This window comes from Cellulomonas fimi (assembly GCF_028583725.1).
Taxonomy (GTDB): domain Bacteria; phylum Actinomycetota; class Actinomycetes; order Actinomycetales; family Cellulomonadaceae; genus Cellulomonas; species Cellulomonas fimi_B.
In genome coordinates this window covers 1454186-1479002 of record NZ_CP110680.1, presented here as the reverse complement: position 1 = coordinate 1479002, position 24817 = coordinate 1454186, and the positions used below count along the sequence as shown (strand labels likewise).

At 73.5% G+C, this 24817-nt stretch carries 20 protein-coding genes; 10 read left to right on the top strand and 10 right to left on the bottom strand.

All coding sequences use genetic code 11. The features are described 5' to 3' along the window. Window positions 1-209: 209 nt before the first annotated feature. Window positions 210-458, top strand: a complete 249-nt coding sequence (locus tag OOT42_RS06820; RefSeq protein ID WP_013771685.1) for a WhiB family transcriptional regulator — start codon at window positions 210-212, stop codon at window positions 456-458. Between the two features lie 209 nt (window positions 459-667). Here the strand turns inward: OOT42_RS06820 and OOT42_RS06815 are convergent, their stop codons facing one another. Next, window positions 668-2149 (bottom strand): sensor histidine kinase, encoded by a 1482-nt coding sequence (locus tag OOT42_RS06815; protein ID WP_273654130.1) that lies wholly within the window; start codon window positions 2147-2149, stop codon window positions 668-670. A 240-nt stretch (window positions 2150-2389) separates the two neighbouring features. Here OOT42_RS06815 and OOT42_RS06810 point away from each other — a divergent pair, with 240 nt between their 5' ends. From OOT42_RS06810 to OOT42_RS06790, 5 genes are all read left to right on the top strand, one after another. Beyond that, window positions 2390-2911 (top strand): DUF2505 domain-containing protein, encoded by a 522-nt coding sequence (locus tag OOT42_RS06810; RefSeq protein WP_273654129.1) that lies wholly within the window; start codon window positions 2390-2392, stop codon window positions 2909-2911. A gap of 285 nt (window positions 2912-3196) precedes the next feature. Next, complete coding sequence (locus OOT42_RS06805) at window positions 3197-4504, top strand: extracellular solute-binding protein (protein WP_273654128.1); 1308 nt, start codon at window positions 3197-3199, stop codon at window positions 4502-4504. Window positions 4505-4588: 84 nt separating this feature from the next. Further along, window positions 4589-5596, top strand: coding sequence for a carbohydrate ABC transporter permease (locus OOT42_RS06800; protein ID WP_273654127.1), 1008 nt, complete (start codon window positions 4589-4591; stop codon window positions 5594-5596). Next, the gene (locus OOT42_RS06795) at window positions 5593-6507 is read left to right on the top strand and encodes a carbohydrate ABC transporter permease (RefSeq protein ID WP_273654126.1); all 915 of its coding nucleotides are present in this window, start codon (window positions 5593-5595) and stop codon (window positions 6505-6507) included. The genes OOT42_RS06800 and OOT42_RS06795 overlap by 4 nt, the downstream gene beginning before the upstream one ends. A 145-nt stretch (window positions 6508-6652) precedes the next feature. Continuing rightward, complete coding sequence (locus OOT42_RS06790; RefSeq protein WP_273654125.1) at window positions 6653-7696, top strand: LacI family DNA-binding transcriptional regulator; 1044 nt, start codon at window positions 6653-6655, stop codon at window positions 7694-7696. 252 nt (window positions 7697-7948) lie between these two features. On the opposite strand, the gene OOT42_RS06785 is transcribed toward OOT42_RS06790, so the two are convergent. After that, the gene (locus OOT42_RS06785) at window positions 7949-11359 is read right to left on the bottom strand and encodes a proline dehydrogenase family protein (RefSeq protein ID WP_273654124.1); all 3411 of its coding nucleotides are present in this window, start codon (window positions 11357-11359) and stop codon (window positions 7949-7951) included. 286 nt (window positions 11360-11645) lie between these two features. On the opposite strand from OOT42_RS06785, the gene OOT42_RS06780 reads away from it, so the two are divergent. The 3 genes from OOT42_RS06780 (at window position 11646) to OOT42_RS06770 (ending at window position 14608) form a co-directional block, all read left to right on the top strand. Continuing rightward, window positions 11646-12068 carry a hypothetical protein gene (locus OOT42_RS06780; protein WP_273654123.1) on the top strand — a complete coding sequence of 141 codons (423 nt, stop codon included), beginning with the start codon at window positions 11646-11648 and terminating at the stop codon, window positions 12066-12068. 98 nt (window positions 12069-12166) lie between these two features. Next, window positions 12167-13435, top strand: coding sequence for a Glu/Leu/Phe/Val family dehydrogenase (locus tag OOT42_RS06775; protein WP_273654122.1), 1269 nt, complete (start codon window positions 12167-12169; stop codon window positions 13433-13435). 129 nt (window positions 13436-13564) lie between these two features. Next, the gene (locus tag OOT42_RS06770; RefSeq protein ID WP_273654121.1) at window positions 13565-14608 is read left to right on the top strand and encodes an LLM class flavin-dependent oxidoreductase; all 1044 of its coding nucleotides are present in this window, start codon (window positions 13565-13567) and stop codon (window positions 14606-14608) included. 69 nt (window positions 14609-14677) lie between these two features. Here OOT42_RS06770 and OOT42_RS06765 read toward each other — a convergent pair whose 3' ends face one another. The 8 genes from OOT42_RS06765 to OOT42_RS06730 form a co-directional block, all read right to left on the bottom strand. Further along, window positions 14678-15037, bottom strand: coding sequence for an META domain-containing protein (locus tag OOT42_RS06765; protein WP_273654120.1), 360 nt, complete (start codon window positions 15035-15037; stop codon window positions 14678-14680). A 72-nt stretch (window positions 15038-15109) separates the two neighbouring features. Then, window positions 15110-15811: a hydrogen peroxide-dependent heme synthase gene (hemQ, locus tag OOT42_RS06760; protein WP_168678546.1), complete on the bottom strand. Its 702-nt coding sequence runs from the start codon at window positions 15809-15811 to the stop codon at window positions 15110-15112. 25 nt (window positions 15812-15836) lie between these two features. Next, entirely contained in the window at window positions 15837-17048 is a 1212-nt protein-coding gene (locus tag OOT42_RS06755) for a ferrochelatase (RefSeq protein ID WP_423775972.1), read from the bottom strand. Window positions 17049-17141: 93 nt separating this feature from the next. After that, window positions 17142-18125, bottom strand: a complete 984-nt coding sequence (locus OOT42_RS06750) for a carbohydrate ABC transporter permease (RefSeq protein ID WP_273654119.1) — start codon at window positions 18123-18125, stop codon at window positions 17142-17144. Beyond that, complete coding sequence (locus OOT42_RS06745; protein ID WP_273654118.1) at window positions 18122-19096, bottom strand: carbohydrate ABC transporter permease; 975 nt, start codon at window positions 19094-19096, stop codon at window positions 18122-18124. The genes OOT42_RS06750 and OOT42_RS06745 overlap by 4 nt, the downstream gene beginning before the upstream one ends. A 121-nt stretch (window positions 19097-19217) precedes the next feature. After that, window positions 19218-20597 (bottom strand): ABC transporter substrate-binding protein, encoded by a 1380-nt coding sequence (locus OOT42_RS06740; protein ID WP_273654117.1) that lies wholly within the window; start codon window positions 20595-20597, stop codon window positions 19218-19220. A gap of 96 nt (window positions 20598-20693) precedes the next feature. Continuing rightward, window positions 20694-22343: a glycoside hydrolase family 13 protein gene (locus OOT42_RS06735; RefSeq protein WP_273654116.1), complete on the bottom strand. Its 1650-nt coding sequence runs from the start codon at window positions 22341-22343 to the stop codon at window positions 20694-20696. A gap of 353 nt (window positions 22344-22696) precedes the next feature. Then, a complete protein-coding gene (locus OOT42_RS06730; protein WP_273654115.1) occupies window positions 22697-23716 on the bottom strand; it encodes a LacI family DNA-binding transcriptional regulator in 1020 nt (339 codons plus the stop codon). Between the two features lie 185 nt (window positions 23717-23901). On the opposite strand from OOT42_RS06730, the gene OOT42_RS06725 reads away from it, so the two are divergent. Then, window positions 23902-24777: a serine/threonine-protein kinase gene (locus OOT42_RS06725; protein ID WP_273654114.1), complete on the top strand. Its 876-nt coding sequence runs from the start codon at window positions 23902-23904 to the stop codon at window positions 24775-24777. Window positions 24778-24817 lie beyond the last annotated feature (40 nt).

The window sequence follows — 24817 nt, the reverse complement described above, 5'->3', positions numbered from 1 at the left end:
GTGACGCCGTCGCCGCGCACAGGGCGCGCACAGATGTGACCAACGCCTCAGTCGTTACCCAGTCGAAACGCCTTCGTAACCCCTTGTGCGCCGTCGACCGTGATGTGACCCTAGATGGAGCACGTCCCCCCCACCCCGATCACACCCGGCAGTCGCGCGCCCTCAACCCCTGGGCGTCGGACAGCCGCGTGCCCAAGGAGAGATCTCTCATGGATTGGCGCCACCGCGCAGCGTGTCTCGACGAGGACCCGGAGCTGTTCTTCCCGATCGGCAACACGGGTCCTGCGCTGCTGCAGATCGACGAGGCGAAGGCCGTCTGCCGTCGTTGCGACGTCGTCGACACCTGCCTCAAGTGGGCGATCGAGACCGGTCAGGACGCGGGCGTCTGGGGCGGCCTGTCCGAGGACGAGCGCCGCGCGCTCAAGCGCCGCACCGCCCGCCAGCGCCGCGCCGGCTGACCCGGCAGCACCGCAGCTCACCGAGCCGGCCGTACCCTCCCGGGGTGCGGCCGGCTCGTCGTCTGTCCACCCCCGACGACCGCGGCGGCCTCCCGCGCACCGGACGGCCCGCGCGGCCCGCCCTGGTCCTCGACGCCCACCAGCCCGCGTCCGTCCTCGCGCGGCCACCTGCCGGTCGCCACCCGTTCACGTCGGCCGCCGGCGCGCGCTCACAGGACGACGGCAGCGTCCCGCCCGTGCCGCAGCCGCGCCTCGATGACGACCGACGTCCCGCCACCGTCACGGGCGCCCCACGCGATGGTGCCGCCCATCTCGTTGGTGACCAGCGTCGACACGATCTGGGTGCCCAGACCCGTGCCGGCCCCCCGGTCGGGCGGCAGGCCCGCGCCGTCGTCGGCGACCTCGACGCGCAGGTCGTCGCCGTCGCGGTCGACGACGATCTCCACCGTGCCCGACTCGCGGCCGTCGAAGCCGTGCTCGACGGCGTTCGTGACGAGCTCGGTCAGGACGAGCGCGAGCGCGGTCGCGTCCTCGGCGGGCACGGAGCCGAACGATCCCTTGACGACGGTGCGCACGTGCGCGCCCGCGGTCGCCACGTCGGCGGCGAGCCGCAGGCTGCGACCGACCAGGTCGTCGAACGGCACGCTCTCGTCGAGCGTCTGCGACAGCGTCTCGTGGACGAGCGCGATCGTCGCGACCCGCCGCATCGCCTCGCCCAGCGCCTCACGCGCCTCGGGCGAGCTCATGCGCCGCGACTGCAGGCGCAGCAGCGCCGCGACGGTCTGCAGGTTGTTCTTCACGCGGTGGTGGATCTCGCGGATCGTCGCGTCCTTGGTGATGAGCTCGCGCTCGCGCCGCCGCAGCTCGGACACGTCCCGGCACAGCAGGACCGCACCGAGCCGCTGCCCGTGCTCGGTGAGCGGCACCGCGCGCAGCGACAGCGCGACGCCGCGGGCCTCGACGTCGGTCCGCCACGGCGCGCGCCCCATGAGCACGAGCGGCATCGACTCGTCGACGGTCGCGCTCTGCTCCACGAGGTCGGCGGTGACCTCGACGAGCGAGCGTCCCACGAGGTCGCCGAGCGCGCCGAGCCGGTGGAAGCACGACAGGGCGTTGGGGCTGGCGTAGAGGACCTCGCCCTCCGAGTTGAGCCGCACGAGCCCGTCGCCGACGCGGGGTGCGCCGCGACGCGGGCCGGTGGGCGCGTCGGTCGCGGGGAACTCGCCGCGCGCGATCATCCCGAAGATCTCGTCGGCGGCCTCGACGTAGTTGAGCTCGAGGCGGCTCGGCGTGCGCGCGCCGCCGAGGTTGGTCTGCCGGGCGATCACGGCGACGGCACGGCCGCGCCGCACGACGGGGACGGCCTCCTCGCGCACCGCGTAGGACCCGAACCAGCGCGGCTCGCGCGAACGCTGCGGCGCCCGCTCCTCGAGCGCCCGGCGCAGCTGGGGCCGCTGCCCCTCGGGCGCGAGCGAGCCGACGACGTCGTCGTAGTGCACGGTCGCGCCGGTCGACGGGCGGCACTGCGCGATCGCGACGAAGTCGTCGTCGTCCGTCGGGAGCCACAGCACGAGGTCGGCGAACGCCAGGTCGGACACGACCTGCCAGTCGCCGACGAGCAGGTGGAGCCACTCGAGGTCGGCGACGTCGAGCGAGGCGTGGCGGGCGACGAGCGTGCTCAGCGTGGACACGGCTCCAGCGTAGGTGCCGCAGCGGTGGGCGGGACCCGCGCACCCGTCGGCGACACCGCGTCGCTGCGGGCGAGCCGGCGTGCGCGCGCACGCGGAGCGGGGCACGCCGTCGGCCGCGTCCGAGGTGTCTCCGCGCCGGCGGGCGGACGGGCGACTAGCCTTCGTCCACACGACGCGACGCGGGCCCGCGGGCCCGTCGCCGGCCGCGGACCGCGGCCCACGAGGACGGGGAGGACCACGGTGCTGCACCTGAGCGTGACGCTCGACCTGGCCACGGACGCGACGTCCGCCGGACGCATGCTGGCCGACCCTCGCTACGTCGAGGAGAAGGTCGTGGCGAGCGGCGCGATCGAGCACCAGGTGGACGTGACGGGGACCGCCGACGAGGCGTTCACGGTCGCGACGCGCCGTGCGCTGCCGTCCGACCAGATCCCGGCGCAGGTGCGCGGGTTCGTCGGGAACCGGATCGACGTGCGGCTGGTCGAGGCGTGGGACGCGCCGCAGGCCGACGGCGAGCGCGCGGGGACGGTGGTCGTCGAGATCGCCGGCGCCCCGGTCCGGCTCACGGGCCGCTGCGCTCTGCAGCCCGTGGGACCGTCCGCGACGCGGCTCGTGTACGACGGCGACCTGCAGGCGCAGATCCCGTTGTTCGGGTCGGCGGTGGAGGAAGCGGCGGCTCGGGCGATTCGTGGTGCTCTGGGTGTGGAGCAGCAGGTCGCCGACCGGTGGCTGGCAGATCACGGACGGGCCGAGCAGCCGTAACGATTCGGTAACACGGGGACGCCCCGACAGCGCTCTGACCTGCGAAGACGTGGGTGTGGGATCGCTACCACGCAGGTTTCGGCCACGCACGTCCTTGACACTCATCCAGCAGCGGGCGACAGTTCATCCAGCGCGTGGGAACGCTCCTACATTCTGCGGAAGGACGCTCCTGCGCGGGGTCCACCAGGCCCACGTCCGACGCCCGTCAGCGCCCCCTGCGGCAGACGGTCGAAGGATGCCCCAGGGGTACGGCGAGGACGCCGTCCGACTGACAAGGGAGTCATAGTGCGCAAGACCACACGCAAGATGTGGGCGGCTGCGGCCGGGGTCACGGGCATCGCCCTCCTCGCCACGGCCTGCTCGACCGGCTCGGGTGACGACACGGACGACGACTCGTCCGACGGCGGCAACATCACCCTCACGGTCGCGACGTTCAACGAGTTCGGCTACACCGACGAGCTCTTCGAGGAGTACGAGGCCGCCAACCCCGGCATCACCATCGAGCACAAGAAGGCCGCGACCTCGAACGAGGCCCGCGACAACCTCAACACGCGTCTCGCCGCGGGCTCCGGCCTGTCGGACATCGAGGCCATCGAGGTCGACTGGCTCCCCGAGCTCCTGCAGTACCCGGACAAGTTCGTCGACCTGAACTCCCCCGACGTCGAGGGCCGCTGGCTCGACTGGAAGGCCGCGCAGGCCACGACGGCCGACGGCAAGCTCATCGGCTACGGCACCGACATCGGCCCCGAGGCCGTCGCGTACCGCGCCGACCTGTTCGGTGCCGCGGGCCTGCCCACGGACCGCGCCGCGGTCGCCGCGCTGCTCTCCGAGAACGGTGGCGGCTGGGACCAGTACTTCAAGGTCGGCAAGCAGTACGTCGACGCGACGGGCAAGCCGTGGTTCGACTCGGCCGGCGCCATCTGGCAGGGCATGATCAACCAGGAGGAGGCCCCGTACGAGGACCCCTCCGACAACACCGTGATCGCGGCTGACAACCCGCGCATCAAGGAGATCTACGACCAGGTCGTCCAGGCTGCGGCCACGGACAACCTGTCGGCGCACCTGCAGCAGTGGAGCGACGACTGGAACGCCTCGTTCCAGAGCGCCGACTCGGCGTTCGCGACGATGCTCGCCCCGGGCTGGATGCTCGGCGTCATCGAGAACAACTCGGCCGGCGTCACCGGCTGGGACATCGCCGACGTCTTCCCCGGCGGTGCCGGCAACTGGGGCGGCTCCTTCCTGACGGTGCCCGAGCAGGGTGCGCACACGGAGGAGGCGAAGAAGCTCGCCGCGTGGCTGACGGCCCCGGAGCAGCAGCTCAAGGCCTACGCCGACAAGGGCACCTTCCCGAGCCAGGTCGAGGCCCTCGAGTCCGACGAGCTCCTCTCCTCGACGAACGAGTTCTTCAACAACGCCCCGGCCGGTGAGATCCTCGCCAACCGTGCGCAGGGCATCACGAAGGTCTACAAGGGCCCGAACTTCTTCGCCGTGAACGACGCGTTCAACAACGCGCTGGTCGAGGTCGACGTCAACGGCGGCGACCCGGCCGCTCAGTGGGACGCGGCCATCCAGGCGGTCTCCGCTCTGGGCTGACGCTGACGGGGCCGGGTCGATGGATCTCCATCGGCCCGGCCCCCGCCGCGTAGGCTTCGCCCCAACAGCACCGAAGGACTATCGATGGCCACCTCCACCACGCCGCCGAGACTCGACCGGCGCGTCGCCAGCAGCCCGCCCAGGGCACCCCGTCGGGTCGGCTTCAGCCAGAACCTCGGTCGCTGGGACGTCAAGCTCTCCCCGTACCTCTACATCTCCCCGTTCTTCATCCTCTTCGGGGTGACGGGCCTCTTCCCGCTGCTCTACACGGCGTGGGTGTCGATGCACGACTGGCACCTCATCGCGGGCCAGGGCGACTTCGTCGGCTTCGAGAACTTCGCGTACGTCCTCCAGGAGCCGAACTTCTGGAAGGGCATCCGCAACACCTTCTCGATCTTCCTGATCTCGACGATCCCCCAGCTCATGGTCGCGATCGTCCTCGCCGCGCTCCTCGACGCGAACCTGCGTGCCAAGACGTTCTGGCGCATGGGCGTGCTCCTGCCCTACGTCGTCGCCCCCGTCGCGGTCTCCCTCATCTTCGGCCGGCTCTTCGCCGACCAGACCGGCATCATCAACACGCTGCTCAAGGACATCGGCCTCAGCCCCATCGGCTGGCACTCGCAGGTGTTCCCGAGCCACGTCGCGATCGCGACCATGGTCAACTTCCGCTGGACCGGCTACAACACGCTGATCCTCCTCGCGGCCATGCAGGCGATCCCGCGCGACCTGTACGAGGCCGCGGTCATCGACGGCGCGTCGCGCGTGCGTCAGTTCTTCTCGATCACGGTGCCGATGCTGCGCCCGACGATCATCTTCGTCGTCATCACGTCCACCATCGGTGGCCTGCAGATCTTCGACGAGCCGCGCCTGTTCGACCAGCTCGGCCAGGGTGGCCCGAGCCGTCAGTGGATGACGGCGACGATGTACATCTACGAGGTCGGATGGGGCAACCAGAAGAGCTTCGGCCGCGCAGCCGCCGTCGCCTGGATCCTCTTCCTCATCATCGTGATCGTCGGCCTGATCAACTTCTCGCTGACGAAGCGCATCGCCTCTGACAACGCGTCGAAGTCCCGAAAGAAGGTCCGGCGATGAGCGCCCCCTCCGTCCCCGTCATCTCGCAGACCGCGGGCAAGGGTGCAGCGCGGGCGGCCGCGCGCAAGCGCACCGTCGCCCAGGGCGCCGAGCGTCGTCCGGGCTGGGTCACCTACGTCCTGCTCACGGTCGCGATCCTCGGGTCGGCGCTGCCGCTGTACTACGCGTTCCTCTTCGCGTCGTCGACGGCGGAGGACATCGCCCGGAACCCGATCCCGTCGCTCATCCCGCAGGGTCACTTCTGGGACAACGTCAACCGCGTGCTGTCCTCGGACATCCAGTTCTGGACCGCGCTGGGCAACTCCGTCATCGTCGCCGTCATCACCTCGGTCTCCGTGGTGCTGTTCTCGACGCTGGCCGGCTTCTCCTTCTCGAAGCTCCGGTTCCGCGGTCGGGGCCCGCTGCTCGTCTTCGTCATCGCGACCACGGCGGTCCCGACGCAGCTCGGCGTCGTCCCGCTGTTCATCCTGATGTCGAAGCTCGGCTGGGTGGGCCAGCTCACCTCGATCATCGTGCCCGGCCTGGTCACGGCGTTCGGCGTGTTCTGGATGACCCAGTACCTCGAGTCGGCGCTGCCCTACGAGCTCATCGAGGCCGCCCGCGTGGACGGTGCGTCGATGATCCGGACGTTCTGGCACGTCGCGCTCCCCGCGGCGCGGCCGGCGGCGTTCATGCTCGGCCTGTTCGCCTTCGTCGGGTCGTGGACCGCCTTCTTCGGGCCGTTCATCTTCCTCGGCCCCGCGAACCCGACGCTCCCGGTGGCCGTCCAGCTGCTCCAGGCGTCCTACTTCAAGGACATGTCGCTGATCATGGCGGGCGTCACGCTGTCCGTGATCCCGCTCATCGTGATGTTCTTCATCGCCGGTCGCCAGCTGGTGGCGGGCATCATGCAGGGTGCCGTCAAGGGCTGACGGCACGGCCCGAGCTCTATCGGTCGACCGCTCCAGCACCGGGGCGGGCGCCGACGGACAGGAGGGCGGGGTGGCCCCCACCCCGCCCTCCTGTCGTCAGCACGTCATCGCTGCCCCCGGGCAGCCACAGGAGGGAAGACCAACGGTGGTCGACAACATCCCCGCCCGCACGGAGCCCGCCCGTCCCCCGGCGCCGACGCTCGAGCAGGTCGCCGAGCGTGCCGGAGTGTCACGCTCCACCGCGTCGCGCGCCATCAACGGTGGTCTGCGCGTGTCGCCCGAGGCCCTCGCGTCCGTCGAGGCGGCGGTCGCCGACCTCGGCTACACCCCGAACCGTGCCGCACGCTCCCTCGTCACGAAGCGCACCGACTCCATCGCGCTCGTCGTGCCGGAGCCGGACGAGCGTGTCCTGTCCGACCCGTTCTTCGCCGGCACGCTCAACGGGCTGTCGAGCTCGCTCGCGGACTCCGACATCCAGGTCGTGCTCGTCATCGCCCGTCCCGGCGAGAGCGAGCGGACCGTCCGCTACCTGCGCAACGGGCACGTCGACGGCGCGATCGTCGTGTCGCACCACCGTGACGACGAGCTCGACCGGACGCTGCTCGCCTCGCGCGTCCCCAACGTCTTCGTCGGCCGTCCCCTCTCCGCGGACGAGCGCGACGTGCAGTACGTCGACACCGACAACCACGAGGGCGGGCGCCTCGCGACGCAGCACCTCATCGACCTGGGCCGCCGCCGGATCGGCACGATCTCGGGCCCCGAGGACATGTCCGCCGGCATCGACCGGCTCGCCGGCTGGCGTGACGCCATGAGCGCGGCCGGTCTGTCGCAGGACGCCGTCGTCTACGGCGACTTCACCATCGCGTCCGGCGCGATCGCGGCGCGCGAGCTGCTGTCCCGGCACCCGGACCTCGATGCGATCTTCATCGCCTCCGACCTCATGGCTGCGGGCGCGCTCGGCGTCCTCGCGGAGCACGGCAAGGAGGTGCCGGGCGACATCGCCGTCGTCGGGTACGACAACCTGGGGGTCGCCGCCTCGACGACGCCGCCGCTGACGACGGTCGTGCAGCCCGTGGTCGCGATGGCGCGCGCGGCCGGCGCCCGGCTGCTCGACCAGCTCCAGGGCGTCCCGGCGCCGGCCGAGCCGCTGATCTTCGCCCCCGAGCTCGTCATCCGCGCGTCCGCCTGACGCGACTCCCTCGGCGCTCCGCCTGGTCGCCCCCGTCGGCGTGCGCGCCGGGCGCGCGTGGGCGGGGCAGGGACCGCGAGAGTCGGCCCGTCCGCGCGCGCAGCGCGCGCGTGCACGAGGCAGGCACCGCGGGGGTCAGCCCAGTCGGCGCGCGCGCAGAGCGCGCGTGCACGAGGCGGGCACCGCGGGTGTCAGCCCGGGTCGGCGCGCGAGCAGAGTGCGCGTGCGCGGCCCAGGCACCGCTGGTCTCCGTCAGGACGTGGCGGCCGGAGGCAGGTGGCCGAAGCGGTGGCGCGTGCGGCTCACCGCCTGCTCGCGCACGACGGTGAGGAGCTCGCGCGACGCCGACGCGAGCACCGGGCCGTCGAGCACGGTGACCTCCCCGACGTGCGGCGCGGCGGCGGCCCGCAGCCCGGGCGCCCTCCCGACGACGCGCACGCGCCCGGTGACGGCGCCTGCGGCCACGCGCTCCGCGAAGGCGGTGTGCGACTCGGCGGCGACGTCGCTGACGGTCGTGGGCACCCCCGCCGTCTCGGCCGCGTGCAGCACGCGCCGGACGTGCACGGGCCGGGCGTCGTCGCCGACGCGGACGGTCAGGTGCGGCACGGGTCGGTACCGCAGCACGTTCTGCTCGACGGCGAGGGCGCTGGGGTCGTGATCGCGGCCGAGGTCGTCGGCCCAGACGCGCCGGTCGTCGGCGCGCGCCCAGTCGAGCCACGCGTCGTCGTCGGCGGGCACGTCGGGTGCGTCGGACCAGGTGCCGAGCTGCGCGACGTAGTGCGGGCCGCCCGCCTTCGCACCCGGACCGACGACGGACGCCTTCCAGCCGCCGAACGGCTGGCGTCGCACGATCGCGCCGGTCGTCCCGCGGTTCACGTAGGCGTTGCCGACCTCGACGCGGTCGAGCCACGTGGTGATCTCGTCCTCGTCGAGCGAGTGCAGGCCGCCCGTCAGCCCGAACGCGACGGCGTTCTGCCAGTCCAGGGCCTCGTCGAGCGTGCGCGCACGCATGATGCCGAGCACGGGTCCGAAGCACTCGGTCGTGTGGAACCACGAGCCGGGCGCGACGCCGTGCCGGACGCCGGGTGACCAGAGACGCCCGGAGACGTCGAGCGCTCGCGGGGCGACGAGCCACTCCTCCCCCGCGTCGAGCGTCGTGAGCGCGCGCAGCAGCTTGCCGGAGGCGGGCTCGACGAGGGGCGGCACGCTCGTCGCGAGGTCGTCGCTGTGCCCGACGCGCAGCGACGAGACGGCGTCGGCGAGCTGCCGGCGCAGCCGGTCGTCGGTCCCGGCGGAGCCGACGAGGATCGCGAGCGACGCGGCGGAGCACTTCTGGCCGGCGTGGCCGAACGCGGACCGCACGAGGTCGGCGACGGCGAGGTCGACGTCCGCGGACGGCGTGATGACGAGGGCGTTCTTCCCGGACGTCTCGGCGAGCACGTCGAGGTCGTCGCGCCACCCGGCGAACAGCCGGGCGGTCTCGATCGACCCGGTGAGGACGACGCGTGCGACGTCGGGGTGCGTGACGAGGCGACGCCCGACGTCGCCCTCGGGGCTGAGGACGACGGTGAGGGTCCCGGCAGGTGCGCCGGCGTCGTCGAGCGCGCGCTGGATCGCGGCCATCGCGACACGGGCGCAGCGGGGCGTCGCCGGTGCGGGCTTCACCAGCACGGGGCTGCCGGCCGCGAGCGACGCGAGGACGGAGCCGACGGGGATCGCGACGGGGAAGTTCCACGGCGGCGTGACGACCGTGACGCCGGACGGGCGGTGCACCGCCCCGGGGACAGACCCGTCGGCGAGCTCGTCGGCGCGGTCGGCGTAGTAGCGGGCGAAGTCGACGGCCTCGCTGACCTCGGGGTCCGCCTCGGCGACCGTCTTCGACGCCTCGTGCACCATGGTCGCGACGAGGTCGCCGCGCGCCTGCTCGAGGGCGACGGCGGCGGCACGGAGGATCGCCGCGCGACGCTCCGGTGGGGTCGCCGCCCAGGCGCCCGCGGCGGCGACGGCACGGGCCACGACCCGGTCGACGTCCTGCGTCGTCCCGACCTCGACGGCTCCGGGTGGCGGAGCGACGTCGCGTGCGACGAGACCGCGCGCCCAGACCCGCGCCTCGGCGGCCGCGGGGTCGGTGTCGGACGCGTTCGCGAACCCCGGCGTCTCGGTCACCCCGCCGTCAGGAGCAGAGTCGGTCGGCGACGTGCCCTGCGGCACGGCCGGCCCCGGCACGCGCGCGACACGACGCGGGGCCGTGCTCGGCAGGTCGCGGCCCGCCCAGGCCGCGCGGAAGGCCGACTCCTGGGCGTCCATCGCGGCGTCGCCGCCCGCGAAGGCGGCGTGCAGGAAGTTCTCCCCCGCCGCGTTCTCCTCGAGGCGGCGCACCAGGTAGGAGACGGCGACGTCGAACTCGCTGCGCGCGACGACCGGGGTGTAGAGCAGGACGCTGCCCACGTCGTCGCGCACCGCGCGGGCCTGCGCGGGTGCCATGCCCTGCAGCATCTCGACGTCGAGCGCCTCCCCCACGCCGCGGGCCTGGGCCAGCAGGTGGGCGACGGCGACGTGGTAGACGTTGTGGCTCGCGACGCCGACGCGCAGCGCGCGGGTCAGGGCCGGGTCGAGCGCCCGGTCGACGAGCCGCAGGTAGGCGGCGTCGACGAGCGCCTTCGACGGGTACGGCGCCTGCGCCCACCCGTGCAGCTCCGCCTCGACACGCTCCATGGCGAGGTTGGCGCCCTTGACGAGCCGCACCTTGAGGCGCGCCCCGCCGTCGTCGACGCGACGGGCGGCGATGCCCGCGATCTCGTCGAACGCGTCGGCGGCGTCCGGCAGGTAGGCCTGCAGGGCGATGCCGGACGAGGCCGTGCGCAGCGGCGCGTGCGCGGCGAGCTGCTCGAACACGCGCACGGTCAGCGCGAGGTCGCGGTACTCCTCCATGTCGAGGTTGACGAAGGTGCCGTGCTCCGCGGCGGCCTCGTAGAGGGGCAGGAGGCGCTCGACGACGCGGTCGGCGCTGCCCTCGGTGTCCCACGTCGAGAGCTGGCTCGCGACGGCGGACACCTTGACCGACACGTAGTCGACGTCGTCCCGCTCGACGAGCGCGCGCACCCGGGCCAGCCGGGCGGCGGCCTCGTGCTCGCCGAGGACCGCCTCGCCGAGAAGGTTGAGGTTGAGCCGGTAGCCGTCCGCGCGCGTCGCGGCGAGGTGACGGCCGAGGGCGTCCTCGTCCACCACGAGGTGCCCGACGAGCGCGCGCAGTCGTTGCCGCGCGGCAGGCACGACGACCCCCGGGAGGGTCGTCGCGACGCGCGTGCCGGTGGCGAGCATCGCCCGGTCGACGGGCCCGAGGAAGTCGGCGGCGTGCGCGCTCGCGGCGAGCGCGGCCAGCTCGCGGGCTGCCACGTGCACGTCCCGTGGGCGCGCCACCCGGTCGACGAACCGGACGGCGAGCTCGAGGCCGGCCGGCGACCCGACGAGCGCCGCGAGCCGCCGCGTGGTGGCGCGCTCGCGCCTCGTCTCGTCGGCGGACGTGCGGTCGAGCCACCGTCGTGCGAGCCGGACGGCGTCGTCGACGAGGTCCGTGGGGGCCGGCCGCCCGGGGTCCACGTCGGGGCGGGCACCGCCCGTCGCGTCGTCCCGTGCGGGTCGGTCGTCCGGTGGCGTCGCCATCGCACCTCGCTCTCGTCGCGCGCGGCCACGGGTCGTGGCCACGGCCGGGACGCGGGGGGTGGTGCGGCCCGGCACGTCTCACAGTCTGGGCCAGCGCGGGCGAGCGCGCCGCGCGACCACGCCGTGCGCGACCTGCGCGGTCGTCGTCGTGCACCGCCGGGACGACCTCGTGACGTGCGACGACGCGACACGCCCCGGGTTTGCCTCGTCGCGACGGCCCCACCATCCTGGGCGCGTCCGCCCCGGCGGACGTGCGACACCGCCGTCGACCCACCTGGGGGCCCGCATGCTCGTCCGCCGTCCCGTCCGCGCCCGTCTCCTGCGCGCCGCCGTCGGCCTGGCCGTCGCGACCGGCGGCCTCCTCGTCGCCGCACCCGCCGTCGCCGCACCCGCCGTCGCCACCGTCGGCGACGACCCGACCGAGGTCGCGACGCTCACGCCGCCGCCCGGGGCGTCCGACGGCGACGTGGGGATCATGGCGACGATCGAGGACGCCGAGGCGTTCTGCGGCGCCGCGCTCGGCGGGGTCTACGTCTTCAAGCCGACGCCCTACACCGTGCGGTCGGTGAACTGCCGGTACTCGGACGTGTTCGTCAAGGGACGGTTCAGCAACGGCACGTTCGGCACGTGCGTCCTGGTCCCGGCGCGGCACTCGCGGCACCTCGGCGGCTCGGTGCTCAAGCCCATGGCGGACGCCCAGCTCTGCTGAGACGGACGCCCAGCTCTGCTGAGACGGGCGCACGGCACGCGGGTGACCCCCGGGTGCGCCGCGGTGGCGCGCACAGCATCCGGTGGCATGGTGGGCACGTGACCGACTCGGCAACGACGCCCCGTCCCTCGTCCCCGCTGGCGACCGCGCAGGCCCAGCTGGCGGACGCCGTCCAGATCCTCGGCTACGACGAGGGCATGCACCGGATGCTCGCGACGCCACGTCGCGAGATGAACGTGGCCGTGCCCCTGCGTCGTGACTCCGGCGAGATCGAGCTCTTCACCGGGTACCGCGTGCAGCACAACATCTCGCGCGGGCCCGGCAAGGGCGGCCTGCGCTACTCGGCGTCCGTCGACCCGGACGAGGTGCGCGCGCTCGCGATGTGGATGACGTGGAAGTGCGCGGTCGTCGACGTGCCGTACGGCGGCGCGAAGGGCGGCGTGACGATCGACCCGCGGCTGTACTCGCAGTCCGAGCTCGAGCGCGTCACGCGCCGGTACACGAGCGAGATCATGCCGATCATCGGCCCCGAGCGGGACATCATGGCGCCCGACATCGGCACGAACGAGCAGACCATGGCGTGGATCATGGACACCTACTCGGTGAACCTCGGGTACACGATCCCGGCGGTGACGACGGGCAAGCCGCTCACCGTCGGCGGGTCGCTCGGGCGCCCGACGGCGACGTCGCGGGGCGTCGTGCACGCGGCGGAGGCGGCGCTCGGCGACGCGGGCGTGCGGCTCGACGAGGTGTCGGTCGCGGTGCAGGGCTTCGGCAAGGTCGGGGCTCCCGCGGCACGCATCCTCGCGGAGGCCGGGGCGCGGGTCGTCGCGGTGAGCGACGAGCACGGCGGCGTGCGGTCGTCCGACGGGCTCGACGTGCCCGCGCTGCTGCGGCACGTCGCGGCGGGGGGCGCGGTGCACGAGTTCGAGGGCGGCGAGCCGGTCGACAACGCGGAGCTGCTGTCGCTCGACGTCGACGTCCTCATTCCCGCGGCCGTCGAGGGCGTGATCGACGAGGACACCGCGCACCAGGTCAAGGCGCGGTGGGTCGTCGAGGCGGCCAACGGGCCGACGACGACCGAGGGCGACGAGGTGCTCGCCGAGCGCGGCGTCGTCGTCGTGCCGGACATCCTCGCGAACGCCGGCGGCGTCGTCGTGTCGTACTTCGAGTGGGTGCAGGCCAACCAGGCGTACTGGTGGACGGAGAACGAGATCGCGGAGCGGCTCGAGCACCGGATGCTCGCGTCGTACCGCGCGGTCGCGTCGCTCGCGAGCGCCGAGGGGGTGTCGCTGCGCGACGCGGCGCTCACCATCGGGGTGCGGCGGGTCGCGGAGGCGCACAAGATCCGCGGCCTCTACCCCTGACGCGTCCCGGACGGACGCCGCCCGCACGTGCTGACGACATCGGCGCTGCGGCGTGCGGCGTGGCGTGCGTCGCGTCACGGTCGGGCGCGCGCGGGATGACGACGGCCCGGCGCGGCGTTGGCCCTCGACGTGACCATCCCGCTCTCCGTCCTCGACACCGCCCCGCTCAGCGCGGGCCAGACCAGCGCCGACGCGCTCGCGGCGACGACCCGGCTGGCCCGGGCGGCCGACGCGCTCGGCTACCGCCGGTTCTGGGTGGCCGAGCACCACGCCATGCCGATGGTCGCGTCGACGTCGCCGGGCGTCCTGCTCGCGCACCTCGCAGCGGCGACGCGCTCGATCCGCGTCGGGTCGGGCGGCGTCATGCTGCCGAACCACCCGGCGCTCGTGGTCGCGGAGCAGTTCGCGATGCTCGAGGCGCTGCACCCGGGCCGCGTCGACCTGGGCATCGGCCGGGCGCCGGGCGCCGACCCGGCCACCGCGGCCGCGCTGCGCCGGACCGTCGACGGCCTGGGTGCGGAGGACTTCCCGGCGGAGCTCGTCGACGTGCTCGCGATGCTCGGCGTGCCGCTCGGGTCCGTCGCGCCGTCGGCGGCCGCGCGGCGGCTGACCGCGACCCCCGTCGCGACGTCGAGCCCCGAGCCGTGGCTCCTCGGGTCGAGCCTGTTCTCCGCGCAGCTCGCGGGCGAGCTCGGCCTGCCCTACAGCTACGCGCACCACTTCGCGACGGGCCGCACCGCGCAGGCCGCGCAGACCTACCGCGACGCGTTCCGCCCGTCGCCGCTGCTCGACGCCCCGCGCCTCATGGTGTCGGTCTCGGTCCTCGTCGCCGACACCGAGGAGGAGGCGCAGCACCTCGCGGGCCCGAGCCGGGTCATGACGCTCGCGCTGCGCACCGGCCGCCCGCTCGCCCCGGTCGTCACGCCCGACGAGGCGGCGCGGATCCTCGCCGGCCTCGATCCCCGCGCGGCAGAGGAGCTCTTCGCTCAGTCGCCGGGCACGCAGGTCGCGACGACGCCGGATCGCGCCGTCGAGGAGCTCGCAGCGCTCGCCACGCGCACCGGCGCGGACGAGCTCATGGTGACGGGCACGGCCTTCGACGTCGCCGACCGCGAGCGCACGCTCACCGAGCTCGCCGCGCGCTGGCCGGGTCTCGGGACGCCCTCCGCCTGACCCGTCGACCGCGGGCCGACGTCGCCACGGCCCCGGCGGGGTCGCGCGACGGGCGCCGACCCCGGCTGCTCAGGCGGGCGCGTCGCCCGCCTGCTCGTCGCGGACGAGAGTCGCGCCCGGTGTCCCGTCGAGCCGCAGCTCCAGGTGGTCGCCGTCGGCGTGCACGTCGAGCGCGCTGTTGAGCAGCTCGACGACCTGCCGCTCGCACGCCATCGCCTCGTCGGGTCCGGCCATGAGGGTCGAGACGACGGGGCCGAACGTCAGCCGTGACCCTTCGAGCTGCCACGTGCCGCGGACGCGGTTGACGCCCGCCAGCCCGTACACCTGCCCGTCTCCGTCGAACGTGAGCCACGGCGCGTGCCGCACCTCGTCGGGCAGCGGTGCGCCGCCGAGCGTCTCGAACCGCCACGTGCCCTGGAGGGTCGTCATGACCCGATCATGGCACCGGCGCCCGTCCGCCGGGCGGGGACGGGCGCCGGTCGCCGTCGACGCAGGCGGGGGTCAGCCGCGCGGCTGACGGTCCGCCCAGGCCTCGAGCGTGGTGCGCGGGCCGGTGTAGAACGGCACCTCCTCGCGCACGTGCAGGCGCGCCTCGGTCGCGCGCAGGTCGCGCATGAGGTCGACGATGCGGTGCAGCTCGCCGGCCTCGAACGCGAGGATCCACTCGTAGTCGCCGAGCGCGAAGGCGGAGACGGTGTTCGCGCGCACGTCGGCGTAGTCGCGCGCGGCCTGCCCGTGCTCGACGAGCATGCGCCGGCGGTCGTCGTCGGGCAGCACGTACCAGTCGTAGGACCGGACGAACGGGTAGACGCACAGGTAGTCGCCGGCGTCCTCGCCCGCGAGGAACGCGGGGACGTGCGACCGGTTGAACTCGGCGGGGCGGTGCAGGCCGACGACGGACCACACGGGCAGCAGGTGGCGGCCGAGGTCGCTCGCGCGCAGCCGCTGGTAGGCGCCCTGCACCTCCTCGACCGTCTCGGCGTGCCACCACACCATGAGGTCGGCGTCGGCACGCAGACCGGCGACGTCGTACCAGCCGCGCACGACGAGACCGTCGGCGGCGACCGCGTCCTGGGCCGCGGCGATGAGCTGCGCGCGCTCGGCGTCGTCCTCGGGCAGGACCTCCTCGAGCGCGAAGACGGTCCACATGGTGTAGCGGACCGTGGCGTTGAGGGCCTCGGCGTCGGGGCTGGCGTGGCTCACGTGGTCGTCCTTCCGGGGAGGGGTGTCAGGACCGGGGGTCGGTCGAGCAGGCGGCGGGGATGCCGGAGTCGACGCCCGCGCGCTGGCGGCAGCAGCCGGGGCGGCACACGTCGCGCCAGGCGGGGAGGCCACCGACCGCGGTGCCGACCGGCGCCGGCGCCCCGGCGTCGAGGGCCCGCGCGAGGGCGGCGCGCTCCAGCACGAGGTCGACGAGCCCGCGGACGAACGGCTCGCGCGTGCCGACGGAGTCGGCCCGCACGGCGGTGAGGCCGAGCTCCTGCGCGGTCTCGAGCGCCTCGGTGTCGAGGTCGAACGCGACCTCCATGTGGTCGGAGATGAACCCGATGGGCGACAGCACGACGGACCGCACGCCCTGCCCGTGCAGCGCCTCGAGGTGGTCGTTGACGTCGGGCTCGAGCCACGGCTGGCTCGGCGGGCCGGAGCGCGAGCAGTACGCGAGGTCCCACTCGACCGGGCGGCCCAGGCGCTCGCCGACGGCGGCGGCGACGGTCGCGGCGACGTCGAGGTGCTGCGCGCTGTAGGGCGCGCCGCTCACGGCGGACGCCTCCTCCATCGTCGTCGGGATGGAGTGCGTGACGAACACGAGGCGCGCGGCCGGGTCGCCGATCTTCTCGTACGCCTCGACGACCGCGTCGACGTTCGCCTGCACGAAGCCAGGGTGGTTGAAGTACGGGCGCACCTTGTCCGCGACGAGCGGGTGCTCGCCCTCGGTCATGCCGAGGTCGACGGCGAGCTCGTCGAGCGAGCCCCACAGGTTCTCGCGGTACTGGCGGCAGCCGGAGTACGACGCGTAGGCGCTGGTCACGAGCGCGACGATGCGGCGGGCACCGTCGGCGTGGGCCGCGGCGAGCGCGTCGCGCGTGTACGGCTCCCAGTTGCGGTTGCCCCACACGACGGGCAGGTCGACGCCGCGCCGGGCGAGCTCCTCCTGCAACGCCTTCTGCAGGGCGAGGTTCTGGGCGTTGATCGGGCTCGCGCCGCCGAAGTGGTGGTAGTGCTCGGCGACCTCGGCGAGCCGCTCGTCGGGGATGCCCTTGCCCGCAGTGACGTTGCGGAGGAACGGCAGCACGTCGTCGGGTCCGTTCGGGCCGCCGAAGGAGAACAGCAGCAGCGCGTCGTACGGCGCGGCGGGGTTCTCGTCGGCGGGGACGGGGGCGGTGCGGTCGGTGGGACCGGCAGCGGGCGCGGGGGTGCTCAGCGAGGTGTCGGGGGCCACCCGTCGATCATCGCACCGCGGCGGCGACCGTTCCGTCCGGGAGGAGGTCGCCGCCGCCGTGATCCTGATCCGACAGCCCGTCAGAAAACCTCGTCAGCCCTTGACGGCTCCCCCGAGCCCCGCGCCGCGCAGGAACATGCGCTGGAAGACGAGGAACATCGCGATCGGGATGAGCGTGGAGATCGCGAGCGCCGCCATGAGCGTGCCCTTGTCGACGTTCGCCATCGACTGCAGGTAGACCGACAGCGGCTTGACCGCGTCGGACTTCAGGACGAGGAAGGGCCACAGGAAGTCCTTCCACGACGCGATCACCGCGAACACCGAGACGACACCGATGATCGGCTTGCTCATCGGCAGCACGATGCTGCGGAACAGCCGGAACGGTCCGGCGCCGTCCATGCGCGCGGCCTCGAAGATCTCGCGCGGCAGCGAGTCGAAGAAGCGCGCGACGAGCACGACGTTGAACGCGCTCGCCCCGGCGGGCAGCCACACCGCGAGGTAGCTGTTGATCAGGCTCGGCCCGACGGGCGGGTCGACGACGATCTTGTAGAGCGGCACGAGCAGCACGACGGCCGGCACGAACAGCGTCGCGAGCACCGCCCAGTTGAGGGCCCGCGCCCACGCCGGCCGCAGCACCGACAGCACGTAGCCGCCGGTCGTCGCGACGAGGACCTGCATGAACCAGGACCCCAGCGCGACCCACACCGTGTTCATGAAGAACTGGCCGATGTGGTACCTGTTCCACGCCATCTCGACGTTCTGCATCGTGGCGCCGTTCGGGAAGAACGCGAGCGGCGTGCTCTGGATGTCCTGCGTCGGCGTGAACGCGAACTTGCCGAGCAGCAGCAGCGGGCCGAGGCACCACACGACGAGCAGCACGAGCAGCGCGAGGTGCATCGTGCGCCACGTGTGCTTGACGAGCGGGCGGCGCCAGTCCGCGGTCGACAGCGCGCCGCGCTCGCCGGAGTCGACGACGAGCCTCCGACGGCCGAGCCGCCGCGGGGGTGCGTCGACGGTCCTCGGCGCCGCGATCGACGGCCCGGAGGTCAGGGACGACGGGGTCTGCACGGTGGTCACGACTGGCTCCAGCTGCGGGTCAGGCGGAAGTAGACGAGCGACAGGACGGCGAGCACCACCGCGAGGAGCAGGCTGAGCGCCGTCGCCTCCCCGAAGTTGTTGCCGATCGACGTGAAGGCGAGCTGGTAGACCCACAGCATCACGGTCAGCGTCGCGTGGTTCGGGCCGCCGTTGGTGAACAGGAACGGTTCGAGGAAGACCTGCGCCGTGCCGATGACCTGCAGGATCAGGGTGATGAACAGCACGCCGCGCAGGTGCGGCATGGTCACGTGCCAGACCTTGCGCCACACCGACGCGCCGTCGACCTCGGCCGCGTCGTAGAGCTCCGACGGCACGCCGATGAGCGCCGCGAGGTAGATGATGACCGTCCCGCCGGCCGCGGCCCACGTCGCCTCCAGGACGAGCGACGGCATCGCCATCGCCTGGTCGTTGAGCCACGAGTACGGCCCGAGGCCGACCCAGCCGAGGATCGTGTTGAACACACCCTGCGGGCGCGGGTCGTAGAAGAACTTCCACAGCAGCACCGCGACGACCGGCGGCACGACCACCGGCAGGTACGCGAGCACCGAGTACAGGCCCTTGCGCCGGCGCAGCTCGCTCATGAGCACCGCGCCGACCAGCGGGATCGGGTAGCCGAACACGAGGGCGAGCAGCGCGAACCACGCGGTGTTCCGGACGACCTTCGGCAGCAGCGGGTCCGCGAAGATCGCCTGGAAGTTCTCCAGCCCGACGAACGTCGGCGGGTCGATGAGGTTCGTCTCCTGGAAGCTCATCACGACGGCCGACACGATCGGCCACCACGAGAAGACGCCGAACACCAGCAGGAGCGGCAGCGCGAACACCAGCGCGGACAGGCCGCCGCGGCGGACCCACGTCCTCGGGTTCCGGGACACGACGCGCGGCGCGGGCCCGTCGCTGCGAGGGCGCCCGGTCCGCGGGCGGGCGGTGAGGACGGCGTCGTCCGTGGTCATGGTGCCTTCCTGGGTCCGTGCGGGCCGCGAGCGCTCCGGAGGGTCCGGCGCGTGCGCGGCGGGGCTGCGTGGCGGTGCCGCCGGGTGACCGGTCCGTCACCCGGCGGCACGACGGGTGACGTCAGCCGTCGATCGCCGCCTGACCGGCCTCGTTCGCGGTCGCGAGCAGCGCCTCGATGTCCGCGTTCTCGTCCGAGATGACGGCCTGCACGACCGGGAACAGCTGCGCGTACAGGTCCTGCACCGCGGCCGACGCCTCGGGCACGAGCTCCTGGTCGAACATGACGTCGGTGTAGCCCGTCATGTTCTCGAGCGGGACGTTGATGTAGTCCGCGACCCACTCCTGCGACTGCTCGTAGTTCTCCTTCGAGAAGATCGGCAGCACGGGCGTGCCCACGGCCTGCGCCGGGTCGGCCTCGGCGCGGGTCTTCGCGTCGGCGACCGCCTGGTCCTGGTCCTGCAGCTTGCTCAGGTACCACCAGTCGATCCACTTGACGGCGGCGTCCTTCTGCTCGTCCGTCGACTGCTTCGTGACCGCGGCCATCGTGCCGCCGGTCAGCGCGCCGCCACCGCCCGACGTCGGGATCGCGGTGAGGCCGTAGCCCCAGTCCGCGGTGACGCCGTTGGCCTCGACGAGCGAGTTGTAGACGTCCGAGCCCGACGTGTACATCGCGAGGTTGCCCGCGGCGAACTCGGTGTTGATGTCGCCCCAGCCGAGGTCGGTGCGGTCGAGCAGCGAGCCGTCGTCCCACTTGAGGTCGTGCAGCCACTGCAGGTGCTCCGCGACCGCCGGGTCGTCGAGCGTCGCGGTGTAGTCGGTGCCGTCGAACGTCTCGATGACGCCGCCGCGCGAGTTCGCGCCCGCGGCGAGCTGCCAGCCGCCCGCGTTGTCGAGCGCCATCATCGCGTAGCCCGCGACGCCCGTGGCGTCGTGGATCTGCTTGGCGTACTCGCGGACCTCGTCCCACGTGGTCGGCGGCTGGTCGGGGTCCAGGCCGGCCTGCTCGAACAGGTTCCGGTTGTAGTGCAGCGCGACCGCGTAGATCGACTTCGCCGGCACGGCGTAGATCTTGCCGTCGTCGCCCGTGCCGTTGGCGATGAGCGCCTCGTTGAACTGGTCGCCGTACGGCAGCGCCTTGACCTGCGCGTCGATGTCCGCGAGCTGGCCGTTCTCGATGAGCGTCTTGCCGTCGGTCAGCGGGATCTCGAAGACGTTCGGCAGCGTGCCGCCGGCGAGCTGCGTCGTGAACGTCGACGCCTTCCACTCGTAGTCCTCGGTCTCGACGTCGATGTCGGGGTACTGCTCCTCGAACGCGGCGACGCGCTCGGCGAGCTGCTCCTTCGCGGCGTCGTCGGCCGTCGGCAGGAGGCCCGCGACGGTGATCGTGACCTTGCCGTCCTCGCCCGTGGGCGAGTCGGCGTCGTCGGTGCTGCACGCGGTGAGCAGACCGATCGAGAGCACACCGGCCAGGGCCAGTGCGGTGGGACGCGAGGACCTCATCGTCACTCCTTCGTGGGTGCGGTCGACGGTCGGTGTCGGCCGCAGGGCGGGACTGCGGGTTCGATGTCGGGCGGTGTCGGGGCGGTTCCGGGCGGGTCAGGTGCGCAGCCACGCGGCTGTGTCGCGTGGCAGCAGGCCTGCGTCGAGCGGGTCGCTCGTCAGCAGGACGTCGGTGTGGGCAGGCAGCGGCGCCGGGTCGGCGCCGAGGTTGACGACGCACGTGACGTCGCCGCGGGCGAACGCGAGCACGTCGCCGGTCGTCTCCACCCACGTGAGCGGCCCGTCGCCGAGCGCGGGCTCGGCCCGGCGCAGCGCGAGCACGTCGCGGTACAGGCGGAGCATCGAGGTCGGGTCGGACTCCTGCGCCTCGACGGTCAGGTCGGCCCAGTCGGCGGGCTGCGGCAGCCACGTGGGCGCGGGGTCGCCGCCCTCGGCCGGCGCGGTGCTGAAGCCGTACGGCGCGGTCGACCCGGACCACGGCAGCGGGACGCGGCAGCCGTCGCGGCCGGGGTCGACGCCGCCCGAGCGGACGTGCATCGGGTCCTGCAGCACGTCGAGCGGCAGGTCCTCGACCTCCGGGAGGCCGAGCTCGTCGCCCTGGTACACGTACAGCGAGCCGGGCAGCGCGGCGGTGAGCAGCGCGGCCGCGCGGGCCCGGCGGCGACCGACCGCGAGGTCCGTCGGCGTGCCGAACCGCTTGGCGCTGAACGCGAACGACGAGTCCTCGCGCCCGTACCGGGTCACCGGCCGCGTCACGTCGTGGTTGGAGAGCACCCACGTCGCGGGCGCGCCGACCGGACCGTGCGCCGCGAGCGTCACGTCGATCGACTCGCGCATCTGCTTGGCGTCCCACGGGCGCGCCATGAAGTCGAAGTTGAACGCCGTGTGCATCTCGTCCGGGCGCAGGTACTGCGCGAACCGCGCGGTGTCCTGGAGCCACACCTCGCCGACGAGCACGCGCGTGCCGGCGTAGGAGTCGGCGACGGCGCGCCACGCGCGGTAGACGTCGTGGATCTCGTCGCGGTCGACGTGCGGGTGCTCCCCCGGGCCCGGCTGCTCGGGCACCTCGGGAAGGTCGCCGTCCTTCACCAGCAGCGCCGCGGAGTCGATGCGGATGCCCGCGACGCCACGGTCGAACCAGAACCGCAGCACGTCCTCGAACTCCGCACGCACGTCCGGGTGCGACCAGTTGAGGTCCGGCTGCTGCGGCGCGAACAGGTGCAGGTACCACTCGCCGGGCGTGCCGTCGGGGTTGGTCGTGCGCGTCCACGTGCTGCCCTGGAAGTCGGACACCCAGCTCGTCGGCATGACGTCGCCGTGCTCGCCCTTGCCCGGGTGGAACCAGAACCGCGCCCGCTCGGGGCTGCCCGGGCCGGCGGCGAGCGCCGCGCGGAACCACGCGTGCCGCTCGGAGACGTGGTTGGGGACGACGTCGATGATCGTGCGGATCCCCAGCGCGAGCGCCTCCGCGATGACCTGCTCGGCCTCGTCGAGCGTGCCGAACGCCGGGTCGATCGCGCGGTAGTCCGCGACGTCGTAACCGCCGTCGGCGAGCGGCGACTGGTACCAGGGGGTCACCCAGATCGCGTCGACGCCGAGGTCGCGCAGGTACGGCAGCCGCGAGCGGAGGCCCGCGAGGTCGCCCGTGCCGTCGCCGTTCCCGTCGGCGAACGAGCGCGGGTAGACCTGGTAGATGACCGCGTCCCGCCACCAGGTGGGGTCGGTCTGCGGCTGAGCCTGCGTCACTGCACGTCTCGTCTCTCCTCGGCCCGACGACGGCGTCGGGTGGATCCGGCGCGGCCGACGCGCTGCTGCGCGCCCTCGCGATGGCAGGACACTAAAGCCCACGACGATATCGACGCAAGAACTCGACAAGTGCGTTATCGAAGCGTGACCGATCACTGCGGGAACTCCGCGCGCATGCGAGTCGTGGCGCCGGGTCGCCGCGCTCTCGGGTACGGCGAGGTGGTCGACGCGGGGGCGCGACGAAGCGAGCGGGCGCGACGAGGCGAGGCGGGTGTCGGACGCGTCAGGAGCGGGACGTCAGGCGGGGCGGGGCGCGTCAGGCGGGGCGGGACGTCAGGCGGGGCGGGGCCGCGTCAGGCGGGGCGGGACGCGGGGGCAGGGGCGGTCGAGCCGCGCACGACGAGCTCGGGCTCGAAGAGCAGCTCCTCCTGCGGCACCGACGCGCCGTTGATCTGGTTGACCAGCAGGTCGATCGCCGCGCGGCCCATCGGCTCGATCGGCTGCCGCACGGTCGTGAGCGGCGGCTCGGTGCAGTTCATGAAGGCGGAGTCGTCGTACCCGACCACGGAGACGTCGTCGGGCACGCGCAGCCCGGCCCGGCGCGCCGCACGGATCGCGCCGAGCGCGAGCGGGTCGCTCGCGCACACGATGCCGGTGACCCCGGCCTTGATCAGGCGCGTCGCGGCGGCCTGACCGCTCTCGAGCGAGTACGCGGAGCGCACGACCTGGTCGTCGCGGAGCTCGAGCCCGAGCCGCTGGGCGACCGCGCGCGCGGCGTGGAGCTTGCGCTCGGACGGCACGTGGTCGACGGGACCGAGGACGAGGCCGACCCGGGTGTGGCCGAGCGACGCGAGGTGGCCGACCGCCTGCTCGATCGCGACCTCGTCGTCGCACGACACGCGCGGGAACGGCAGGTCCTCGATCGACGCGTTGATGAGCACCACGGGCAGGTGCCGTCCGGTGAGCCGCTCGTAGTGGTCGTGCGTCGCGTCGCGCTGCGCGTAGTGCCCGCCGGCGAACACGATGCCCGAGACCTGCTGGCCGAGCAGCAGCTCGACGTAGTCGGCCTCGGAGACGCCGCCCGCGGTCTGGGTGCACAGCACGGGCGTGAACCCCTGCTGCGCGAGCGCTCCGCCCACGACCTCGGCGAACGCGGGGAAGATGGGGTTCTGCAGCTCGGGCAGCACCAGTCCGACGAGACGGGCCCGCTCGCCGCGCAGCTTGGTGGGGCGCTCGTACCCGAGGACGTCGAGCGCGGTGAGCACGGCCTCCCGCGTCTGGTCGGAGACGCCGGGCTTGCCGTTGAGCACGCGGCTGACGGTCGCCTCGGAGACGCCGACCTTGCGTGCCACCTCTGCGAGTCGCCGTGACATGCGACCCACTGTAGCGACTTCGAGCGCAAGCGACTTGCAGGATCGCGCAAGCGGCTGTCATCGCAGCGCGGTCACGATGGGGTGAAGAGGCGCGCTCGACGTGCGGTGCCCGGGGCACCCTCCTAGCGTCGTGGTGCGGCGGACGCGCCGCCCGACCGTCGAGAGCCACCCCGAAGGACCGTCCCGTGCCCCTCACCGACCTGCGCAGCCCGGCCGGCGCCACGCTCGGGCGACGGTACCGGCTGGGCGCGGCGCTCGGGCGCGGCGGCTCGGGTGCGGTCTTCCGGGCGACCGACCGCCGGCTCGACCGCGAGGTCGCCGTCAAGCTCTTCGACCTCGGCTCGGCCGACGGTGACGAGATCCGTCGCTACGCGGCCGAGGCCCGCGTGCTGGCCGGGCTGTCGCACCCCAACCTCGTGGCGCTGCTCGACGTCGGCGCGGACCAGGTCGACGGCGTCGGCCCCGTCGCGTACCTCGTCATGGAGCTCGTCGACGGGCGGACGCTGCGCGAGTGCGTCACCGACGGCCCGCTCCCCCGCGGCCTCACGGCCGACGTCGGACGGCAGCTCGCGCTCGCGCTCGGTCACGCGCACGGCGCCGGCATCGTGCACCGGGACGTCAAGCCGTCGAACGTGCTCGTCTCGGACACCGCGGCGCCCGCCGGACGCCAGGACGCACCGTCGCTGCCGGTCGTCCTCGCCGACTTCGGGATCGCCGTCGACGCCGTCCGCGGACCGACGGCCGACCGGCGCAGCTCGTCCGGGACGGCGAGCTACCAGAGCCCCGAGCAGGCGCTCGGCCACGACGTCGGGCCCGCGAGCGACGTCTACTCGCTGGGCCTCGTGCTGCTCGAGTGCCTCACGGGCGAGCGCGCGTACCCGGGCGACCCGCTGACGAGCTCGCTGGCCCGCCTGCTGCGCCCCGTCGAGGTGCCGGCCGACCTCGGACGGGACTGGCAGCGGCTGCTGGGCGCCATGACGGCGACGGAGCCCGCCGACCGGCCGTCACCGACCGCCGTCGCGGCGGAGCTGCGCGCGCTGCGCGAACCCGAGCCCCGGTAGACGACGTCGGCGCGTCGACGCGACCGCCGCACACCGACGC